Annotated in this window: 18 protein-coding genes; 6 read left to right on the forward strand and 12 right to left on the reverse strand. The window is 66.0% G+C overall.

The window, feature by feature from the left end:
• Positions 1–5: 5 nt before the first annotated feature.
• A complete protein-coding gene (gene rlmB / locus DELCS14_RS13845) occupies positions 6–797 on the forward strand; it encodes a 23S rRNA (guanosine(2251)-2'-O)-methyltransferase RlmB (RefSeq protein ID WP_012205857.1) in 792 nt (263 codons plus the stop codon).
• Here rlmB and DELCS14_RS13850 read toward each other — a convergent pair.
• The 5 genes from DELCS14_RS13850 to DELCS14_RS13870 all read right to left on the reverse strand — a co-directional run bounded on the left by DELCS14_RS13850 (position 794) and on the right by DELCS14_RS13870 (position 3,125).
• Entirely contained in the window at positions 794–1,195 is a 402-nt protein-coding gene (locus DELCS14_RS13850) for a DUF1428 domain-containing protein (RefSeq protein WP_013802184.1), read from the reverse strand. The two genes, rlmB and DELCS14_RS13850, sit on opposite strands and share 4 nt — an antisense overlap.
• 25 nt (positions 1,196–1,220) lie before the next feature.
• On the reverse strand, positions 1,221–1,697 hold the full coding sequence (locus tag DELCS14_RS13855) for an SRPBCC family protein (protein ID WP_013802185.1): 477 nt from the start codon (positions 1,695–1,697) through the stop codon (positions 1,221–1,223).
• An 8-nt stretch (positions 1,698–1,705) separates the two neighbouring features.
• Entirely contained in the window at positions 1,706–2,089 is a 384-nt protein-coding gene (locus DELCS14_RS13860) for a VOC family protein (protein ID WP_013802186.1), read from the reverse strand.
• Between the two features lie 47 nt (positions 2,090–2,136).
• Complete coding sequence (locus tag DELCS14_RS13865) at positions 2,137–2,559, reverse strand: VOC family protein (RefSeq protein WP_013802187.1); 423 nt, start codon at positions 2,557–2,559, stop codon at positions 2,137–2,139.
• Between the two features lie 62 nt (positions 2,560–2,621).
• Positions 2,622–3,125, reverse strand: coding sequence for a VOC family protein (locus tag DELCS14_RS13870; protein ID WP_013802188.1), 504 nt, complete (start codon positions 3,123–3,125; stop codon positions 2,622–2,624).
• Positions 3,126–3,349: 224 nt separating this feature from the next.
• Here DELCS14_RS13870 and DELCS14_RS13875 point away from each other — a divergent pair, with 224 nt between their 5' ends.
• Together DELCS14_RS13875 and DELCS14_RS13880 are read left to right on the forward strand one after the other, a co-directional pair.
• Positions 3,350–3,988, forward strand: a complete 639-nt coding sequence (locus DELCS14_RS13875) for a TetR/AcrR family transcriptional regulator (RefSeq protein ID WP_013802189.1) — start codon at positions 3,350–3,352, stop codon at positions 3,986–3,988.
• Entirely contained in the window at positions 3,988–4,833 is an 846-nt protein-coding gene (locus DELCS14_RS13880; protein ID WP_043796117.1) for an NAD-dependent deacylase, read from the forward strand. The genes DELCS14_RS13875 and DELCS14_RS13880 overlap by 1 nt, the downstream gene beginning before the upstream one ends.
• 44 nt (positions 4,834–4,877) lie before the next feature.
• On the opposite strand, the gene DELCS14_RS13885 is transcribed toward DELCS14_RS13880, so the two are convergent.
• The 3 genes from DELCS14_RS13885 to DELCS14_RS13895 are packed head-to-tail and all read right to left on the reverse strand — an operon-like array spanning position 4,878 to position 7,121.
• Positions 4,878–5,858, reverse strand: coding sequence for an aldo/keto reductase (locus tag DELCS14_RS13885; RefSeq protein WP_013802191.1), 981 nt, complete (start codon positions 5,856–5,858; stop codon positions 4,878–4,880).
• 46 nt (positions 5,859–5,904) lie between these two features.
• Positions 5,905–6,513: a chromate transporter gene (locus DELCS14_RS13890; protein WP_013802192.1), complete on the reverse strand. Its 609-nt coding sequence runs from the start codon at positions 6,511–6,513 to the stop codon at positions 5,905–5,907.
• A complete protein-coding gene (locus DELCS14_RS13895; RefSeq protein ID WP_013802193.1) occupies positions 6,510–7,121 on the reverse strand; it encodes a chromate transporter in 612 nt (203 codons plus the stop codon). The genes DELCS14_RS13890 and DELCS14_RS13895 overlap by 4 nt, the downstream gene beginning before the upstream one ends.
• A 285-nt stretch (positions 7,122–7,406) precedes the next feature.
• Here DELCS14_RS13895 and DELCS14_RS13900 point away from each other — a divergent pair, with 285 nt between their 5' ends.
• Entirely contained in the window at positions 7,407–9,227 is a 1,821-nt protein-coding gene (locus DELCS14_RS13900; RefSeq protein WP_013802194.1) for an ABC transporter ATP-binding protein/permease, read from the forward strand.
• Between the two features lie 28 nt (positions 9,228–9,255).
• Here DELCS14_RS13900 and DELCS14_RS13905 read toward each other — a convergent pair whose 3' ends face one another.
• A complete protein-coding gene (locus DELCS14_RS13905; RefSeq protein ID WP_013802195.1) occupies positions 9,256–10,680 on the reverse strand; it encodes a dihydrolipoyl dehydrogenase in 1,425 nt (474 codons plus the stop codon).
• A 249-nt stretch (positions 10,681–10,929) separates the two neighbouring features.
• Positions 10,930–11,424 carry a hypothetical protein gene (locus DELCS14_RS13910; protein ID WP_013802196.1) on the reverse strand — a complete coding sequence of 165 codons (495 nt, stop codon included), beginning with the start codon at positions 11,422–11,424 and terminating at the stop codon, positions 10,930–10,932.
• 294 nt (positions 11,425–11,718) lie between these two features.
• On the opposite strand from DELCS14_RS13910, the gene DELCS14_RS13915 reads away from it, so the two are divergent.
• Positions 11,719–12,933 (forward strand): hypothetical protein, encoded by a 1,215-nt coding sequence (locus DELCS14_RS13915; protein ID WP_013802197.1) that lies wholly within the window; start codon positions 11,719–11,721, stop codon positions 12,931–12,933.
• 15 nt (positions 12,934–12,948) lie between these two features.
• Here the strand turns inward: DELCS14_RS13915 and DELCS14_RS30510 are convergent, their stop codons facing one another.
• Entirely contained in the window at positions 12,949–13,452 is a 504-nt protein-coding gene (locus tag DELCS14_RS30510; RefSeq protein ID WP_157158267.1) for a hypothetical protein, read from the reverse strand.
• 334 nt (positions 13,453–13,786) lie between these two features.
• On the reverse strand, positions 13,787–14,737 hold the full coding sequence (locus DELCS14_RS13920) for a LysR family transcriptional regulator (protein WP_013802198.1): 951 nt from the start codon (positions 14,735–14,737) through the stop codon (positions 13,787–13,789).
• A 134-nt stretch (positions 14,738–14,871) separates the two neighbouring features.
• On the opposite strand from DELCS14_RS13920, the gene DELCS14_RS13925 reads away from it, so the two are divergent.
• Complete coding sequence (locus tag DELCS14_RS13925; RefSeq protein ID WP_013802199.1) at positions 14,872–15,855, forward strand: tripartite tricarboxylate transporter substrate binding protein; 984 nt, start codon at positions 14,872–14,874, stop codon at positions 15,853–15,855.

The raw sequence follows: 15,855 nt of genomic DNA on the forward strand, positions 1-15,855 counted from the left end.
GCCCCATGTCGTCCCCCAAAGTTCTCTTCGGCTTCCACGCCGTCGGCGTGCGCATGAAGACCGCACCCCAATCCATCATCGAGGTCTACTACGAGGCCACGCGCCGCGATGCGCGCATGCGCCAGTTCCTCGACCGCGCCAAGTCGGCCGGCGTCCGACTGATCGAGGCCGACGGCGAACGCCTTGCCAAGCTGGCTGGCAGCCATGGCCACCAGGGCGTGGCCGCTCGCGTGGAGGCGGTGGCCCAGGTGCATTCGCTGGACGAATTGCTGGAGCAGCTGGAGGCTGACGGCATCAGCAAGCCGCTGCTGCTGGTGCTGGACGGCGTGACCGATCCGCACAACCTGGGGGCCTGCCTGCGCGTGGCCGATGGCGCTGGCGCCCATGCGGTGATTGCGCCCAAGGACCATGCGGTAGGCGTGAACGCCACCGTGGCCAAGGTGGCCAGCGGCGCGGCCGAGACCGTGCCCTATTTCATGGTCACCAACCTGGCGCGCACGCTCAATGAGCTCAAGGAGCGCGACATCTGGATCATCGGCACCAGCGACGATGCGCCCAAGACCCTGTACGAGGTGGACCTCACGGGCCCCACGGCCCTGGTGCTGGGCGCCGAAGGCGACGGCATGCGCCAGCTCACGCGCAAGACCTGCGACGAGCTGATCGGCATCCCCATGATGGGCGCCGTCTCCAGCCTCAACGTGTCCGTGGCCAGCGGCGTGTGCCTGTACGAAGCGCTGCGCCAGCGCGGCCAGGGCACCACGCCTGCCGTGTCTGCCGCCCCGGCTGACCAGATCTAGGCCGGCGCGCCGCTGGCGCCCGCACTTGCACCCTCGCCCGTGCCCAGTTCCACCACGCTCTCGAAGCCGCCCCAGAACATGCGCTTGGCGTCGAAGGGCATGGTGGCCGGGTCCATGGAGGCAATGCGCGGGTCCTTCATGACGGCGGCATTGATGCGATCGCGCTCTGCGCGCGACGCATAGATGATCCATGAGAAGAACACGATCTCGCCTTCCTTGAGCTGCACGGCCTGGGGAAACGAGGTCAGCTTGCCCACGGGCACGTCGTCGCCCGCGCATTCCCAGTACTGCAGCGCGCCGTACTCCATCCATACCTTGCCTGCGGCCTGCGCCACCTCGCGGTAGGCCTGCAGGTTGGCCCGGGGAACGGGCAGCACGAATCCGTCGATGTAGTGCATGGCTCTCTCCTGGTGAAATCCGGCTTCAGAGCCGGGCTGCGAGCTCGGCCAGCTGGTCGGTGCACTGGCCCCAGCCGGTGTGAAAACCCATGGCTTCGTGCTGGGCGCGGTCGGCAGCACTCCAATGGCGCACCCGGGCGGTATAGCGGGTCTGGCTGCCTTCGGGATCGAAGCTGACGATGCCCGTCATGAAGGGCTTGTCGGCTGGCACCCAGCCTTGGGTGAAGGCGTCGGTGAAGACCAGGCGGCGGTTGGGAATGACTTCCAGGTAGACACCGCGCCCGGGCATCTCCTGGCCTTCAGGGCTGCGCATGACGATGAGGCTGTGGCCGCCGGGCCGCACATCGTTGTCCACGCGGGACACGCTCCAGGGGCTGGGCGCAAACCATTGCTGGATCAGCGCGGGTTCGGTCCAGCAGCGGTAGAGCCTGTCGGCGGAAATGTTCAGCAGGCGCGTGAGCACCAGGTCGTTGGCGTGTTCGGGAATGTCTTGTGCTGTCATGGCGCTTCTCATTGCATGGAATGCAGGCCGATTCGGTTGCCCTCGGTGTCCACCACGACGGCGCAGTGCCCGTGGGGGCCTATGGAGAATTTGGCCTGCTCGATGCGCCCGCCTGCGGCCTCGACGCGGCCCTGTTCGATGGCGCAGTCCTCGCAGCCGAAATAGACCAGGGTGCCGCCGCCGCCGGAAGGTGCGCCGTCCATCCGCACCAGCATTCCGCCCGCGCCGGGGCCTGTCATGTCCATCGGAAAGGACAGCATCTCCTGGCTGTCGGAGCCATCGGGCGCGGGCAGATGCTCCAGCTTGCCCTGGAAGACGGTTTCATAGAACCGGCGCGCACGCGCCATGTCCTGCACATGGATCTCGAACCAGACGACGGGATTGGCGTTCATGAAGACTCCTTCTTGGGTGACAGAGGCAATGTGTCGGCCGGCCTTGTTCAGGCCTCGCCCTTGACGTTGACCATCCAGGGTGTGTTGAAGCGGTCCGTCACCATGCCAAAGCCCGGCGACCAGAACGTGGCCTGGAAGGGCATGGTCACCTTGCCGCCTTCGGCCAGCGCGTTGAAGATGCGGCCGCCTTCGGTGGCGTCGTCCACGCCGATCGAGATCCACATGCCCTGGGCCTGCTGGTAGCCACCGCCACCGCAGTTGTCGGTGGCGTCCGAGGCCATCAGTGCCTGGTCCTTGATCTGCAGGTGGGCATGCATGATGAGCCCCTTGGCGGAATCGGGCATCTGCTCCATGCCCGGTGTCTCGCCAAAGGTGCTCTGGTGCACGATGGTGCCGCCGAACAGCTTGGCGTAGAAGGCAAAGGCCTCGGCGCAGTTGCCGTTGAAGTTCAGATAGGGGATGAATTGCATGGAATGCTCCTGAAGTGGTTGGTGGCGAGGGGAGAGGAGTGGGAGGATGGGCGCAGGAGGCCTCAGCGGCCGTCATGCGCCCGCTCAAGGGCGGCGATGTCCAGCTTTTGCATGCCCAGCAGGGCCTGCATCACGCGCTGGGCGGCGGCCATGTCGGGGCCCCCCATCCAGCCCGCCATCTGGGCCGGAACGATTTGCCAAGACAGGCCATGGCGGTCCTTGAGCCAGCCGCATTGACGCGCCGCCGGGTCGCCGCCCTCGGACAGGGCGCCCCAGTAGTGATCTATCTCGTCCTGCGTATCGCAACTGACCATCAGCGAGACGGCCTCGTTGAAGCGGAACATCGGGCCGCCGTTGAGCGCCAGAAAGGGCTGGCCGTCCAGCTCGAATTGCACCGTCATCACGCTGCCCGCCGGCCTGCCGTGGATGTCGTGGCCGGCTTCGCCATAGCGGGCAATGGCCGTGATGCGGGAATCGGGAAAGACTTCCGTATAGAAGCGCGCCGCCTGCTCGCCCTGGTTGTCAAACCAGAGGCAGGGCTGGATGCGGCCGGTGTGCAAAGCCATGCTTGTCTCCTTGGTGACGGTGAAAACCGTTTTTGCCGTTCGATGCCGGCTTTTTATCGATTTCTGCCCGGCGTGTGTACGCCGTTCACATATGCTAGGGACTAAAATGGACGCTGTCCACATCAGGCGCTGTCAGCTTCGGTGTCAAGCTGTAAATCGGCGGGGCAGGGCTGTCGTCCCTTGCGTGTGACGTGGTCATGCAGAAAGAAAAAGGAACTAAAACAGTGACGCAGCGACGTGTCAGGCGTGAGTCATACCACCACGGCGACCTGCGCCAGGCCCTGGTCGAGGCTGGCCTGGCACTGGCGCGTGAAGGTGGTCCCCAGGCCATCGTGCTGCGCGAGGCCACGCGGCGGGCGGGCGTGGCGCCGAATGCGGCCTATCGTCACTTTGCCAACCGCCAGGCACTGTTTGATGCCGTGCGCGCTGCGGCCCTGGGCGCACTGGCCGCGGCCATCGAGGCCGAAATGGTCCAGGCCCGTGCCCTGCCCGATGCGCTGCAGCGCTCACGCGCCTTGCTGGCTGCCGTGGGCCGGGGCTACCTGGGCTTTGCCCAGACGGAGACCGGCTGGTTCCGCACGGCCTTTGCCTCCGTCGAGTACGACGTGGACCTGCCGCCCGACACCACGCGTGCGGCGGCCATGGGCCTGAACCCGTTCGAGCTGCTGGGCTACGCGCTGGACAGCATGGCCGAGGCCGGCGTGCTGCCGCCCGAGCGCCGTCCCCAGGCCGAGTTCCTGGCCTGGTCGGCCGTGCACGGCATGGCCTTGCTGGTGATCGACGGCCCGCTGCGCCGTGCCACACCCGAGCAGCGGCGTGCGCTGGCGCTGCGCCTGCTGGAGATGGTGGAAAAAGGCATTTGATGCGCCCTGGGGCGGCGCTGCCGCACAATGGCCTGCTTTTTTTCCTTCGCCCTCCAATGCCCGACGAACCTTCCCCCACTTCGCTGCCTGCGGCTGCCGCTGAACTGCCCGGCCAGGGTGAGCTGCACGAGCTGCGCGAGCGCATCGCGCATGCAGCGCACATCGCCGTGCTCACGGGCGCAGGCGTCAGTGCCGAGTCCGGCGTGCCCACGTTCCGCGATGACAAGAACAGCTATTGGGCGCAGTTCAACCCGCAGGACATGGCCAGCGAGGCGGGCTTTCGCGCCCATCCGCAGCGCGTGTGGCAGTGGTATGCGCACCGGCGCGAGGCCGTGGCGGCAGTGCAGCCCAATGCAGGCCACCATGCGCTGGCGCAATGGGCCTTGCAGCACCCGGGCCGCATGACCCTGGTCACGCAGAACGTGGATGGCCTGCACCAGCGCGCGGGCAGCCCCGGCGTGCTGTGCTTGCATGGCGAGTTGATGCGCGACCGTTGGCTCGAGCGGCCCCGCGCCTGCTGCGACCTGGCCGGGCAGAACCCTGGCGAGCCTCCGCAGTGCCCTGTTTGCGGCAACCTGGTGCGCCCGGGCGTGGTCTGGTTCGGCGAGTCCCTGCCCATGGGCGTATGGCAGGCCGCCGAGGCTGCCGTGCAGCGCTGCGAGGTGCTGCTGGTGGTCGGCACCTCGGGCGCCGTGTATCCGGCAGCGGGGCTGGCCCGAATCGCGCGCCGGGCAGGCGCGCACGTGGCCGTCATCAACCCGGCACCTTCCGAGCTGGATGACGCAGCGCACCAGTGCCTGCGCGGCCCATCGGCCCAGATCCTGCCCGCGCTGCTGGCGGGCTGAGAGGCCCCGGGCCAGGGCGGGCAGGCTGCCCTGGCCTGCGCAGGTCAGTCCCTTGCGCCTTCTTCCTGACTGGCCTGGTTAAGCTCGGCCACGTCCTGAGCCGACAGCTGTAGGCGCGTGGCCTGCACCAGTTGCTGCAACTGGGCCAGCGAGGTCGCGCTTGCGATGGGCGAGGTCACAAACGGGCGCTGCATCTGCCAAGCCAGGGCCACGCACGCGGGCTGGCTGTTCAGGCGCGCAGCCACGGCGTCCAGGGCTTGCACAATGCGCAGGCCGCGCGGGTTCAGGTAGGTGGCCACGGTCTTGCCGCCGCGCGCACTCTTGGCTGCGTCTTCGCTGCTGCGGTACTTGCCCGTCAGAAAACCTGCTGCCAGCGCATAGAAGTTGATGATGCCCACCTGCTCGGCCGCGCACAGCGGCGCCAGATCGCGCTCCAGCACGGCGCGGTCGTACAGGTTGTACAGCGGCTGCAGGCTCTCGTAGCGCGGCAGGCCCAGCTCGGCGCTGGTGCGCAGGGCCTCGGCCAGGCGCGGCGCGCTGTGGTTGGAGGCGCCGATGGCCCGCACCTTGCCTGCGGCGATCAGGTCTGCAAAGGCGCCCAGGGTATCGGCCAGCGGCACGCTGGCGTCGTCGTCATGCGACTGGTACAGGTCGATGTAGTCCGTCTGCAGGCGCTGCAGCGAGGCATCCACGGCCTGGCGGATGTACTCGGGGCGCAGGCCCACCCGGCCCTCGCCCATGTCCTTGCCGACCTTGGTGGCCAGCACGATGTCGGCGCGCCGTCCGCTGCGCCTGAGCCATTTGCCGATCACGGTCTCCGACTCGCCGCCCGCATGGCCCGGCGCCCAGCGCGAGTACACGTCGGCCGTGTCGATGAAGTTCATGCCGGCATCCAGCCAGGCGTCGAGCAGCGAGAACGACGTGGCCTCGTCCACGGTCCAGCCGAAGACATTGCCGCCAAAGCACAGCGGCGAGACCTGCAGGCCGCTGCGGCCCAGGGAACGAAGGGAAGGGGCTTGCGCCATGTACGGCTCCTTTTGACGAAAAAACCAGGGTAGTCCTCAGGACCTCTCAGATCCAGCCCAGCGCACCCAGCAGCGCGCCCGCACCCAGCAGCCACAGCAGGTGGATGCGCGTGCGCCACACCAGCAGGGCGCAGGCCAGGGTCAGCAGCCACAGGCGCCAGTCCTGGGCCGGGCGGCCGCTGGCGCTGCCCAGCAGCCAGCCCGTGGCCAGCAGCAGCCCGATGACCAGCGGCCCCATGCCCTGCTTGAAGGCACGTACGCCGCGCCGGTTCTTGTTGCGCTGGCCCCAGCGCGAGGCCTGCCAGGCCAGCAGGGAGCTGGGCAGCAGGATGCCGACCATGCAGATGGTCACGCCCAGCGCGCCAAAGGTCCATGCCAGCGGCCCGGTGCCCCCGCCCGCGTTCAGGCCCAGGTTCCAGCCCAGCAGGGCGATGAAGAGAACATTGGGCCCGGGCGCCGCCTGGGCGATGGCGATGGAGCTGCTGAACTGCGCCTCGCTGAGCCAGCCGTGGCCATCGACCAGGAAGCGGTGCATGTCGGGCGCCGTGGCAATGGCGCCGCCTACGGCCATCAGCGACAGCGTCAGGAAATACAGCAGCAACTGCAGCCAGTCGGCGGGCTGCAGGTTCAGGGCGATCTGGTGGGCGGCGTTCATGGGGCGAGCTTTCTCCAGGTCAGCACGCAGCCGGCACCGCCGACCACCAGCAGCACCCAGGCCAGCGGCACGCGCAGCACGGCCATGGCAATGAACGAGGCCAGCGCCAGGGCCGCGCTGCACCAGCGCCCCAGCGGGTGGCGGCTCAGCGTGCTGGTCAGCTTCAGCCCCATGCCCGCCACCAGGCCGGCCGCGACGGCGCCCATGCCGCGCAGCGCCCCGGCCATGGCGGGGTGGTCGGCCAGCTGCGAATAGATCACGGTCAGCGTCAGCACCAGCAGCATGGGAAAGCACAGCATCCCGCACACGGCGACCACGGCGCCACGCCAGCCGAAGTAGCGCTCGCCAATGGTGATGGACAGGTTGACCACATTGGGCCCGGGCATGATCTGGGCCACGGCCCAGTCCTCCACGAACTCGTCGTTGGTCAGCCAGCGCTTTTTCTCGACCAGCTCGCGCTGCACCACGGCCAGCACGCCGCCAAAGCCCTGCAGGGCCAGCCAGGTGAAGGACCAGAACAGGTCGCGCAGGTTGGCGGGGGCGGGGCGCTGGGCAGGCGCATCGGCGGTGTCGTGTGGCGGGGAAGCCTGGGGCGGCGATGCGGGCATGTTCTGGCTTGTGTCTGGGCCGCCCGGGCAGGGCCCGGGGACGGCATCGCTGTTGTCATGGGGTGGAACCGTGCGGGCCGATCCTGTCTCCGTGCCTGCCTCGGGGTGGCACGCACGGAATATTAATCCTGCGCAGCGGCCTCGTCGGCAGCGGCCCCATCGGCAACGGCGATGGGGGCATTGCAAGCGCAGATGGCTTGCTGCCGGCATGCGCCCAGGCCTGCCCGCCGGCCTGCCTGAACAGGAGTAGATTCTCTCCACCCACACAACCCGAGGATCTCCAGCATGGACATGGATTGGAGCAAGGCGCTGCAGGAAAGCCTGGTCTGGCTGGCGGCGGCCTCAGTGATCACCGTCGTGGCTTTCGCGGCCGTGGCGCTGCTGCTGGTGCGATTCACCCGCTGGGGTCGGCAGTTCTGGCAGCTGGCCGGCCCGTTCCTGCACCCCAGAAACAGCTGGTGGCCGCTGCTGGTGTTCATGCTGCTGCTGGTGCTGGCCCTGGTCTCGGTGCGCATGAACGTGCTGTTCTCCTTTTGGTACAACGGCTTCTACAGCGCGCTGCAGGAGCTGGACCAGAAGGGCTTTTGGCGATTCCTGGGCATCTTCGCGGTGCTGGCCACCATCCACATCCTGCGCGAGCTGTTCAATTTCTATGTGAACCAGGCGTTTCGCATTCGCTGGCGGGTCTGGCTCAACGAGCGCGTGACCACCGACTGGATGCGCGGCGATGCCTACTATCGCAGCCACTTCCTGGACGAGCCGGTGGACAACCCCGACCAGCGCATCGAGCTGGATGTGAACACCTTTGTCTCGAACTCGCTGACCCTGGCGTTGGGCGCCGTCAGCGCCGTGGTTTCGCTGGTGGCGTTCACGGGCATTCTCTGGGGGCTGTCCGCGCCCATTGCCGTGGCGGGCGTGGAGGTTCCGCGGGCCATGGTCTTTGCGGTCTACATCTATGTGATCATCGCCACGCTGATCGCCTTTCGCCTGGGCCAGCCGCTGATCCGGCTGAACTTCCTGAACGAGAGGCTGACCGCCAACTTCCGCTACGCCCTGGTGCGCGTGCGCGAATACGCGGAGAACATCGCCTTCTACCAGGGCGCGGCCATCGAGCGCAACACGCTTTTGACGCGCTTCTCGGCATTGATCGCCAATGTCTGGGCCCTGGTCTACCGCAGCCTCAAATTCGACGGATTCAACCTCACCGTCAACCAGGTGGCCGTGGTCTTTCCCTTTCTGCTGCAGGCGCCGCGCTTTTTCAGCGGTGCCATCAAGCTCGGTGATGTGATGCAGACCTCGCAGGCCTTTGGGCAGGTGCAGGATGCGCTGTCCTTCTTCCGGACCTCCTACGACACCTTCGCCCAGTACCGCGCTGCGCTGGACCGCCTGTGCGGCTTTCTGGATGCCAATGCCCAGACCCGCGAACTGCCCCAGGTCGTCCACAGAGAGCAACCCGGCGCCCTGGACATCGAGGACCTGCAGGTCAGCCGCCCTGATGGCCACCACCTGCTCAGCGGCCTGCAACTGAAGCTCATTCCCGGCCAGGCGCTGCTGATCAAGGGGCCTTCGGGCAGCGGCAAGACCACCTTGCTGCGGTCCATTGCCGGCCTGTGGCCGCACGCCGAAGGCACGGTGGGCCGCCCTGGCGGCCACCAGGCGCTGTTCCTGTCTCAACGTCCGTATCTGCCGCTGGGTGATCTGCGCACGGCCATTGCCTATCCCGCCGATGCATCGTCGCAGGACGACGAGCGGCTGCAGCAGGCGCTGCGCCAGGTCAGCCTGGCCCATCTGGCCGACAAGCTGGATGTCAACCAGGATTGGTCCCGCATCCTGTCGATTGGCGAGCAGCAGCGCCTGGCCTTTGCCCGCGTGCTGTTCAACCGGCCCGCCATCGTCTTTCTCGATGAATCCACCTCGGCCATGGACGAGGGCCTGGAGCATGCGCTGTACAACCTGCTGCGCGAGCAGATGCGCTCGACCATGCTGGTGAGCGTGGGCCACCGCAGCACGCTGGCGGGTTTCCATACCCACGCGCTGGCGGTCGATGGCAATGGCGGGTGGACGCTGTCGGAAGGAAGCGCACAGCAGAGCGCGCCCCGGGCTTGATCCGCGTGCGGCCCTGGGCCGCGCGAGATCAATCGTCCATGGGCAAGGGATCGCAGTTGCCCAGGTCGGACGGCGGCGGCTCGCGCAGCTGGCGCACCGCGTCGCGCAGGGCGGTGCGCAGGCCCTCTTCCAGCACGGGGTGATAGATGGGCGCACGCAGCAACTCGTGCACGGTCAGTTGCTGCTGCACGGCCAGGGCCAGCAGATGGGCCAGATGCTCGCCGCCCGGTGCGCACATTTCCGAGCCCAGCAGCAGGCCGCTGGCCGGGTCCGCATAGACGTGAAGCAGGCCCGCGTTGCGCTGCGCAGCGCGTGCACGCCCCTGGTGCGCGAAATCCACGCGGCCCACCACGAAGTCCTGCCCCAGCAGCGCCTTCATGGGCTGGCCCACGACGGCCGCGTTGGGCGAGCTGAAGACAATGGACAGCGGCGCGCGCCGCTCAAAGCAGGCCACGTTCTCTGCCATGGCGTTGGTGCCGGCGATATGGCCTTCGTCCACGGCCTCATGCAACAAGGGGCGGTCGCCATTGGCATCGCCCGCGAGGAACAGCGGCAGCTCGCCGACCTGCAGTGTCTCGCGGCTCACGGGCGGCTGCCCATGCTCGTCCAGCTCAAGCCCCAGCGTCTCAAGGCCCAGGCCTTCCAGCTGCGGGCGCCGGCCCATGGCGGCCACCACGTGGTCCACGACAATGCGGGTGTCGCCTGCACGCACGACGATGCTGCTGTCCGGGCCCTTGCTCAACTGCACTTCATGGTCGGTGATCACCGTCATCTCTTTCTCAAGCAGATGCCGCAATGCGTCGGTGACATTCGGGTCGGACAGGCCCGCCAGCTTCGGGCCGCGTCCCAGTGCGGTGACCTCCAGTCCCAGCCGTGCCAGCGCCTGTGCAATCTCCACGCCCAGCGGACCCAGGCCGACGACGGCCACGCGCGGGCCCAGCGTCTTGCGTTCGAACAAGGTGTCGGTGGTCAGGATGCGCTTGCCAAAGCGCTTCCATTCCTCCGGCACCACGGGGCTGGAGCCCGGAGCGAGGATGAGCTTGCGCGCAGCCAGCACCTTGCCGTTGACCTCGATCCGATTGGCTGCCAGCAGCCTGGCACGCCCGTCGATGGCCCGCCAGCCCAGGCCCTCCGTGGCCTTGATCGTGCTTGCCACGAACTCGTCGCGCAGCTTGCGCACGCGGCGCAAAACGGCGGACAGATCCAGCTGCAGCCCGCTCGCGCCGCGTATGCCGAAGGCATCGAAGTGATGGCGTGCATGGAAGGCGTTGGCCGCCTCGATCAGCAACTTGGACGGCATGCATCCCACCCGCGCACAGGTCGTTCCCCAGGGCCCGTCGTTGACGATGGCGAAATGCTCCGTGTGCTTGCGCACCTCGCGCAGCGCCGACAGTCCGGCCGAGCCGGCACCGACGATGATCACGTCGAGGGCGGTGGTGGGTGGGTTTTTCATGCTGTCTGATTCCTTTGACTGTGGCACCAGGTCCCGTGGAGGTCTCCGCTGCCGGTGGATGTGCCGAAAGGTGTGCCGACGGGAGTGCCGACTGAAGTGCCGACTGAAGTGCCGACAGATGGTCGAGATGACTGCCTCGCCTGCCATGGGACATGCGTGCCAGTCTGCATGCTGGCGCTCGCGGCAGTCGTAGGCGAAGGGCCGAAACCGCAGCTGGACATTCAGGGCCCGGCCCGTGCCGCGCAGGGGCTAGCCGGATGCCCAGTGTTGCCATGCCGCGTCCGTGCGGCTGCCTGATGCGCCGAAATCCGCTTCCCGCGCAAAGCGCCTGAGGGATGTCTCGGGAACCCTCAAATGGCTGACACGGCACAAGCGGCTTTGTGCCGTCTGCAGCCAGCGGCGCAGGGACCAATCAAGCTGCGCCACCACCCCGCCGTGCACCTGTGCGCTGTGCAGGCGCAGGCGGCCATCGAGGATGAAGGCCTTCACCGTCCGGGCGGACAACTGCAGGTCCTCGCAGACCTGCCGCAGCCCGACGCCCTCGCGGACCCGGGTGCTCAGGCCGCGCCTGTGCATCTGGCAGCGAACGGAGCGTTCGCTGCGGTCCAGCCGCCGGCAGATCACCTGCACGGGCAGGACGCCGGCCCAGCGTTCGAGTGCAAGCAGTTCTGCGGGACTCCAGCGGCGGCGAATTGCGCCATTCGGCCATGCGCTGTCGGATGTCAGGCAGTGTGTGATTGCCATGGAAAGCTCCCATTCATATGGCGCTGCGCTGTGGCATGGCCTGAATCCCGGATGCCGATGAGACAATTATTGATGGGGGATTCTTGTGCAAGCTTTTGATTTTGTTGATTGTTTTTGTTGTTTTGATTGCTGCTCGAATGGACGGCTCCATACCGCGATGCCTATCGTGGGGCCGGGATGCGGATCACGGAAATAGCGTCTGCACCGGCACGCATATGCCAAGCCCCATGCGGATTTCCTGTTCGGCGCCCGATTTCCATGAACGACTTCTTTGCTTTTTCAGGAGAACCCTTCATGCGCCTTCAGCCAAAGCATTTGAATTTTTCCGTTGCGTGCCTTGCGTTGCTGGCACTGTCGGCCGCGCAGGCCCTGCCCATGCAGGACGTGGGCACGTCGGCAGGTCCGCAATGCGTGGGCCTGGACATCAACAACAGCGGCCATGTCGTGGGCGCCTGTGCAGAGAGCGACGGCTCGTCCGCAGGCTTCGTGTCGCTGGCGCCGGGCAGTGCGGCGGACCTTGTGCGCCTGTCGCCGGGGCGCAACTGCAACGCGGCGGCCATCACCAACAGCGGCCAGGTGGTGGGCAGCTGCCTGGACGGCAATTCGGTGTCCGTGGGCGTGTTCTGGAATGCGGCCACGCCGGCCACGGTGCAGACACTGCAGCCGCTGACGCTCGATGTGCGCAGCATGCCCACGGCATTCAACCAGGGCGGCTATGTGGCAGGCGTCAGCCTGAGCGGCAGCAACACGGCCCGCCCTGTCATGTGGCGCAACAATGAAACCACGGCACGCGCGCTGCCGGCGGGCCTGCTGGGCCTGAACAGCACCAACTGCGTGCCGTCCGATGTCGACAATTTCGTGGTGGGCGGCAACATGCCGGGCATCGTGGGCAACTGTCCCGACAACAGCGGGCATCCGCGTCCTGTCTATTGGTCTGCCGCAGTTCTGGGCGGCTATATGGCCACGGCCCTGAACCTGCCTCTCAATGCCGTCTTCTGCCGCGCAAAGACCGTCGTCAATACCCGCATCATGGGCTACTGCGATTTCGGTGCCCAAGGTGGACGCACCGTCGTCTGGCTCAACTCGTCCTCCAGTCCGCAGGTGCTGTCCATATCGTCCCCGCCCGCGCGAAACAGCGGCGTCGATCTCAACATCCTCGGCGAGGTGATTGGGCACTACCAGTTGGCAGACGGGCGCAGCATGCCCTATTACTGGAACAGCCAGACCGGTGTCATCCGTGATATTCCTCCGCTGCCTGGCGGCATGAATGCACGTGTGGTGGATATCGGTGACAACGGAACGGTGGCGGGCCACAGCGAACTGGCCGATGGAAGTTCGCACGCCATCACCTGGACCCCCTTGGGCGGCACCGTGGACCAGGGAACCCTCGCAGGCGGCGAGAACAGTGCGGCCTCGGCACTGAGCCAGGATGGCTGCTACATGACAGGAAGGAGCGAAGTCGCGCAATTGGCCTCGCATGCCTTCGTGCAGAACCTGTGCACGCCATGAAGGCGCAGCCTCATCTCACAACGTGCATAAAGGAAATACCATGAAGATGCGATATCCAAGACTTGCAACCACACTGGCAATCGCTGTGTGCGGGCTCTGGGCCCCTGCTGTGCAAGCGAACGGCATTTCATTCGAGAATTTTTCCTCCTCCAATACAGTGCAGGCTTTTGGAGGCTCAACTTCCATGATGTCTCCGATCATGGGCAGGGGAACGGGCGATTCGTCGAACTCGAAGGAGCTGCTTCGTCGCATGATGGCTTTGGATATAGAGTTGATACCAATTCTAATGATGGCGAGAAGATTATGAGCATACTTGCGATATGAATGCGCCTGTGGGGAATAGGGTCGATATCGCAATGGTGGCTTGCCACAGAGAACTGGCCGATGAGAGCTTTCGCTCAAGGCAACCACAGGCAACGCATGCATTTGTGCAGAACCTGTGCATTCCCTGATCGTCAGTATCAATTCGAAAACGATGAGAGAAATGGGCTGAAATGAGAGTTCGATATGAAAAATCATTGTCCACTATGGTGGTATTTATTGCTTTAATGTCCTCTTCCGCGCTGCATGCGAAGAATATTTATTTTTCGGAAGATGGTCCAGTAAATTTGATAAATAGCAGCTCGTATGCGAATGGTGGTTCAGCTGTATATGGCTTTTATCATATTTGTAGCAGTATTTTTATGGGGAATAGAGTGCTGACGGCTGCTCATTGCCTGGGGCATATTTCTGGGAAATTTCATTAGCCAGGCCTTGAAAACAGGCTGTGCAAACTATTTAATTTGACATGGCTTGTTGTCCCGGCTTGCGATTTTGCATTGAGGGTAGTCGATGGGTGATCACCAGCATCAAATCAGTCTGGCAATGCCATGCGGCCCAGCCTTCCGCCATGGCTGGGCGCCCGTTCCGGCTTAGGGGCATCGTCGGCCATCAACTTCCCCATCAGCCCTCGCAGGATCGCCAGCGTCGGCGCCTCGCTGCGCTGACGCAGCGTGACCAGCCCGAAGCGGGCGGTGCTGCGCATGGGCGGGTCCATGGACAGTTCGGCCAGGTCCGGGGCGACGGCGCGCACGGCCAGCAGCACGGTGTCGCTGTTGCGCGCAACATCCACGAGGCTGGGCAGCTCCTCGCACTGCAGTGTGACGAACCGCGCCGGGTGTGCTGTGGCGCCATAGGTCTCCACCAGCAGCCAGGCCACCTGGTCGCTCAGCGGCGTGGAGGCGACGGGGTAGCGCTGCACATCCTCGAAGCGCAGATCCCGCTGCAGGCGGGCGAGTGGATGGTCGGTGCGGCACATGAAGGCGGCGCGCATTTCGTGCACGACGTCCAGCGCAAGGTCGGGTGCGGGCCGCAGCGCGCGCAGGTCCACGACCAGGGCATCGAGCAGGCGCTCGCGTAGCGAGTGCACCAGCAGATCGGTGCTGCCGCGCGCCACCTCGGTTCGCACGCCGGGATGGTGCACGGTCATGTGCTGCAGGAACGGCGTCATCAATATTGCGCCGGGGCCCGATCCCAGGCCCACACGCACGGTGCCGGCCGCACCCTCGCGCAATTGGCGCCCCCTGTCACGCAGCGCGTCGGCCTCGGCCACCAGGGCGCGCGCCCGTCCCAGCATCTCGCGGCCGAAGGCTGTGAGTTCGCTGTGGCGGCCGATGCGGTCGAACAAGGGTATGCCCAGCTCCTGCTCCAGCGCGCGCACGCTGCGGCTGAGGGCCGGCTGTGTCAGATGCATGGCCTCGGCCGAGCGGCTGAAGGAGCCGGTCTGCGCCACCGATATGAGATGCCTGAGCTGCACCAGCGTCATGATTTTTCGCGCCCTGAAGTCTGCATGAAACTCATGCTAATGCAGCCAACAATGCATTGGACGTTCGATGACCCGGCTTCTAGGATGCCGCGTATCCGGCCGACCGAGCCGGAGCCATCCACCAAGGAGACATGATGAGATTTTTGTTCCAGCGCGTTTGGCTGACGGGCGCCGGCCTGTTGCTGAGCGCGGGCCTGGCCTGTGCGCAGAGCCCGTCCTCCAGGCCCGTAAGCCTGATGGTTCCCTATCCGGCCGGCGGCCCTTCGGACGCCATTGCCCGCATCTTCAGCGTGCCGCTGTCCAAGGCGCTGGGCCAGCAGGTCATCGTGGAGAACCTGGGCGGCGTGAGCGGCGCCATGGCCGCGCAGAAAGTGCTGGCAGCGCCGCCCGACGGGCACTACGTCTTCCAGGGCTCGCCCAACGAGGTGATCCTGTCGCCGCTGGCCAATGCCGCCGTGCGGCTCAAGGCGGAGGATTTCCGGCTGGTCCATCCCGTGGCCGAGGCCGTGATGGTGTTTGTCGCCCGCAAGGACCTGGAGGCCGGCAACGTGGATGAGCTGATCGCGCTGGCCCGCAAAAGCGCCAGCCGGCCGCTGTCGTACGGCAGTGTCGGCATTGGCTCGCTCTACCACCTGATCCTGGAGAAGGTGCAGCAGGACGCCGGCATACAACTCATGCATGCGCCCTACAAGGGCAACGCGCCGCTGCTGCAGGACATAGGCAGCGGGCAGGTCGATTTCGCTGTGCTCGTCTACAGCGCAGCCATGGGCGCGCTGGCCGAGCAGGGCCGGCTCAAGATCCTGGGCCAGCTGGGGGAGCAGCGATCGGAGCTGCTCAAGAATGTGCCCACGGTGCGTGAGGGCCGGGAGCTGAAAAACTTCGCCTACAAGACCTGGACCAGCTTTTTGGTGCGCAAGGACACGCCGCAGGAGGTGGTGCAAAGGCTGCACCAGGCGATAGGCGCCATGCTCAAGGACCCGGGCGTGCGCGAGCAACTGGCCCTGCAGACGCAGCTGGCCGCGGCGCCCATGTCGCTGGCTGAGGCCGCGCAGTTCTATGAGGCCGAGACCGCCCGCTACCGCAGCATTGCCCGTTCCATCCGCCTGCAACCCCAGTGA

Origin of the sequence: Delftia sp. Cs1-4, assembly GCF_000214395.1 — a bacterium.
Taxonomy (GTDB): Bacteria; Pseudomonadota; Gammaproteobacteria; order Burkholderiales; family Burkholderiaceae_C; genus Comamonas; species Comamonas acidovorans.

Coding starts and splice junctions, on each gene's coding strand:
- DELCS14_RS13855 (WP_013802185.1), bottom strand. CDS start 1,697: ATGACAGCACAAGACATTCCCGAACACGCCAACGACCTGGTGCTCACG.
- DELCS14_RS13900 (WP_013802194.1), top strand. CDS start 7,407: ATGGACATGGATTGGAGCAAGGCGCTGCAGGAAAGCCTGGTCTGGCTG.
- DELCS14_RS13865 (WP_013802187.1), bottom strand. CDS start 2,559: ATGCAATTCATCCCCTATCTGAACTTCAACGGCAACTGCGCCGAGGCC.
- rlmB (WP_012205857.1), top strand. CDS start 6: ATGTCGTCCCCCAAAGTTCTCTTCGGCTTCCACGCCGTCGGCGTGCGC.
- DELCS14_RS13890 (WP_013802192.1), bottom strand. CDS start 6,513: ATGAACGCCGCCCACCAGATCGCCCTGAACCTGCAGCCCGCCGACTGG.
- DELCS14_RS30510 (WP_157158267.1), bottom strand. CDS start 13,452: ATGATTTTTCATATCGAACTCTCATTTCAGCCCATTTCTCTCATCGTT.
- DELCS14_RS13925 (WP_013802199.1), top strand. CDS start 14,872: ATGAGATTTTTGTTCCAGCGCGTTTGGCTGACGGGCGCCGGCCTGTTG.
- DELCS14_RS13860 (WP_013802186.1), bottom strand. CDS start 2,089: ATGAACGCCAATCCCGTCGTCTGGTTCGAGATCCATGTGCAGGACATG.
- DELCS14_RS13920 (WP_013802198.1), bottom strand. CDS start 14,737: ATGACGCTGGTGCAGCTCAGGCATCTCATATCGGTGGCGCAGACCGGC.
- DELCS14_RS13870 (WP_013802188.1), bottom strand. CDS start 3,125: ATGGCTTTGCACACCGGCCGCATCCAGCCCTGCCTCTGGTTTGACAAC.
- DELCS14_RS13850 (WP_013802184.1), bottom strand. CDS start 1,195: ATGCACTACATCGACGGATTCGTGCTGCCCGTTCCCCGGGCCAACCTG.
- DELCS14_RS13885 (WP_013802191.1), bottom strand. CDS start 5,858: ATGGCGCAAGCCCCTTCCCTTCGTTCCCTGGGCCGCAGCGGCCTGCAG.
- DELCS14_RS13880 (WP_043796117.1), top strand. CDS start 3,988: ATGCGCCCTGGGGCGGCGCTGCCGCACAATGGCCTGCTTTTTTTCCTT.
- DELCS14_RS13910 (WP_013802196.1), bottom strand. CDS start 11,424: ATGGCAATCACACACTGCCTGACATCCGACAGCGCATGGCCGAATGGC.
- DELCS14_RS13915 (WP_013802197.1), top strand. CDS start 11,719: ATGCGCCTTCAGCCAAAGCATTTGAATTTTTCCGTTGCGTGCCTTGCG.
- DELCS14_RS13895 (WP_013802193.1), bottom strand. CDS start 7,121: ATGCCCGCATCGCCGCCCCAGGCTTCCCCGCCACACGACACCGCCGAT.
- DELCS14_RS13905 (WP_013802195.1), bottom strand. CDS start 10,680: ATGAAAAACCCACCCACCACCGCCCTCGACGTGATCATCGTCGGTGCC.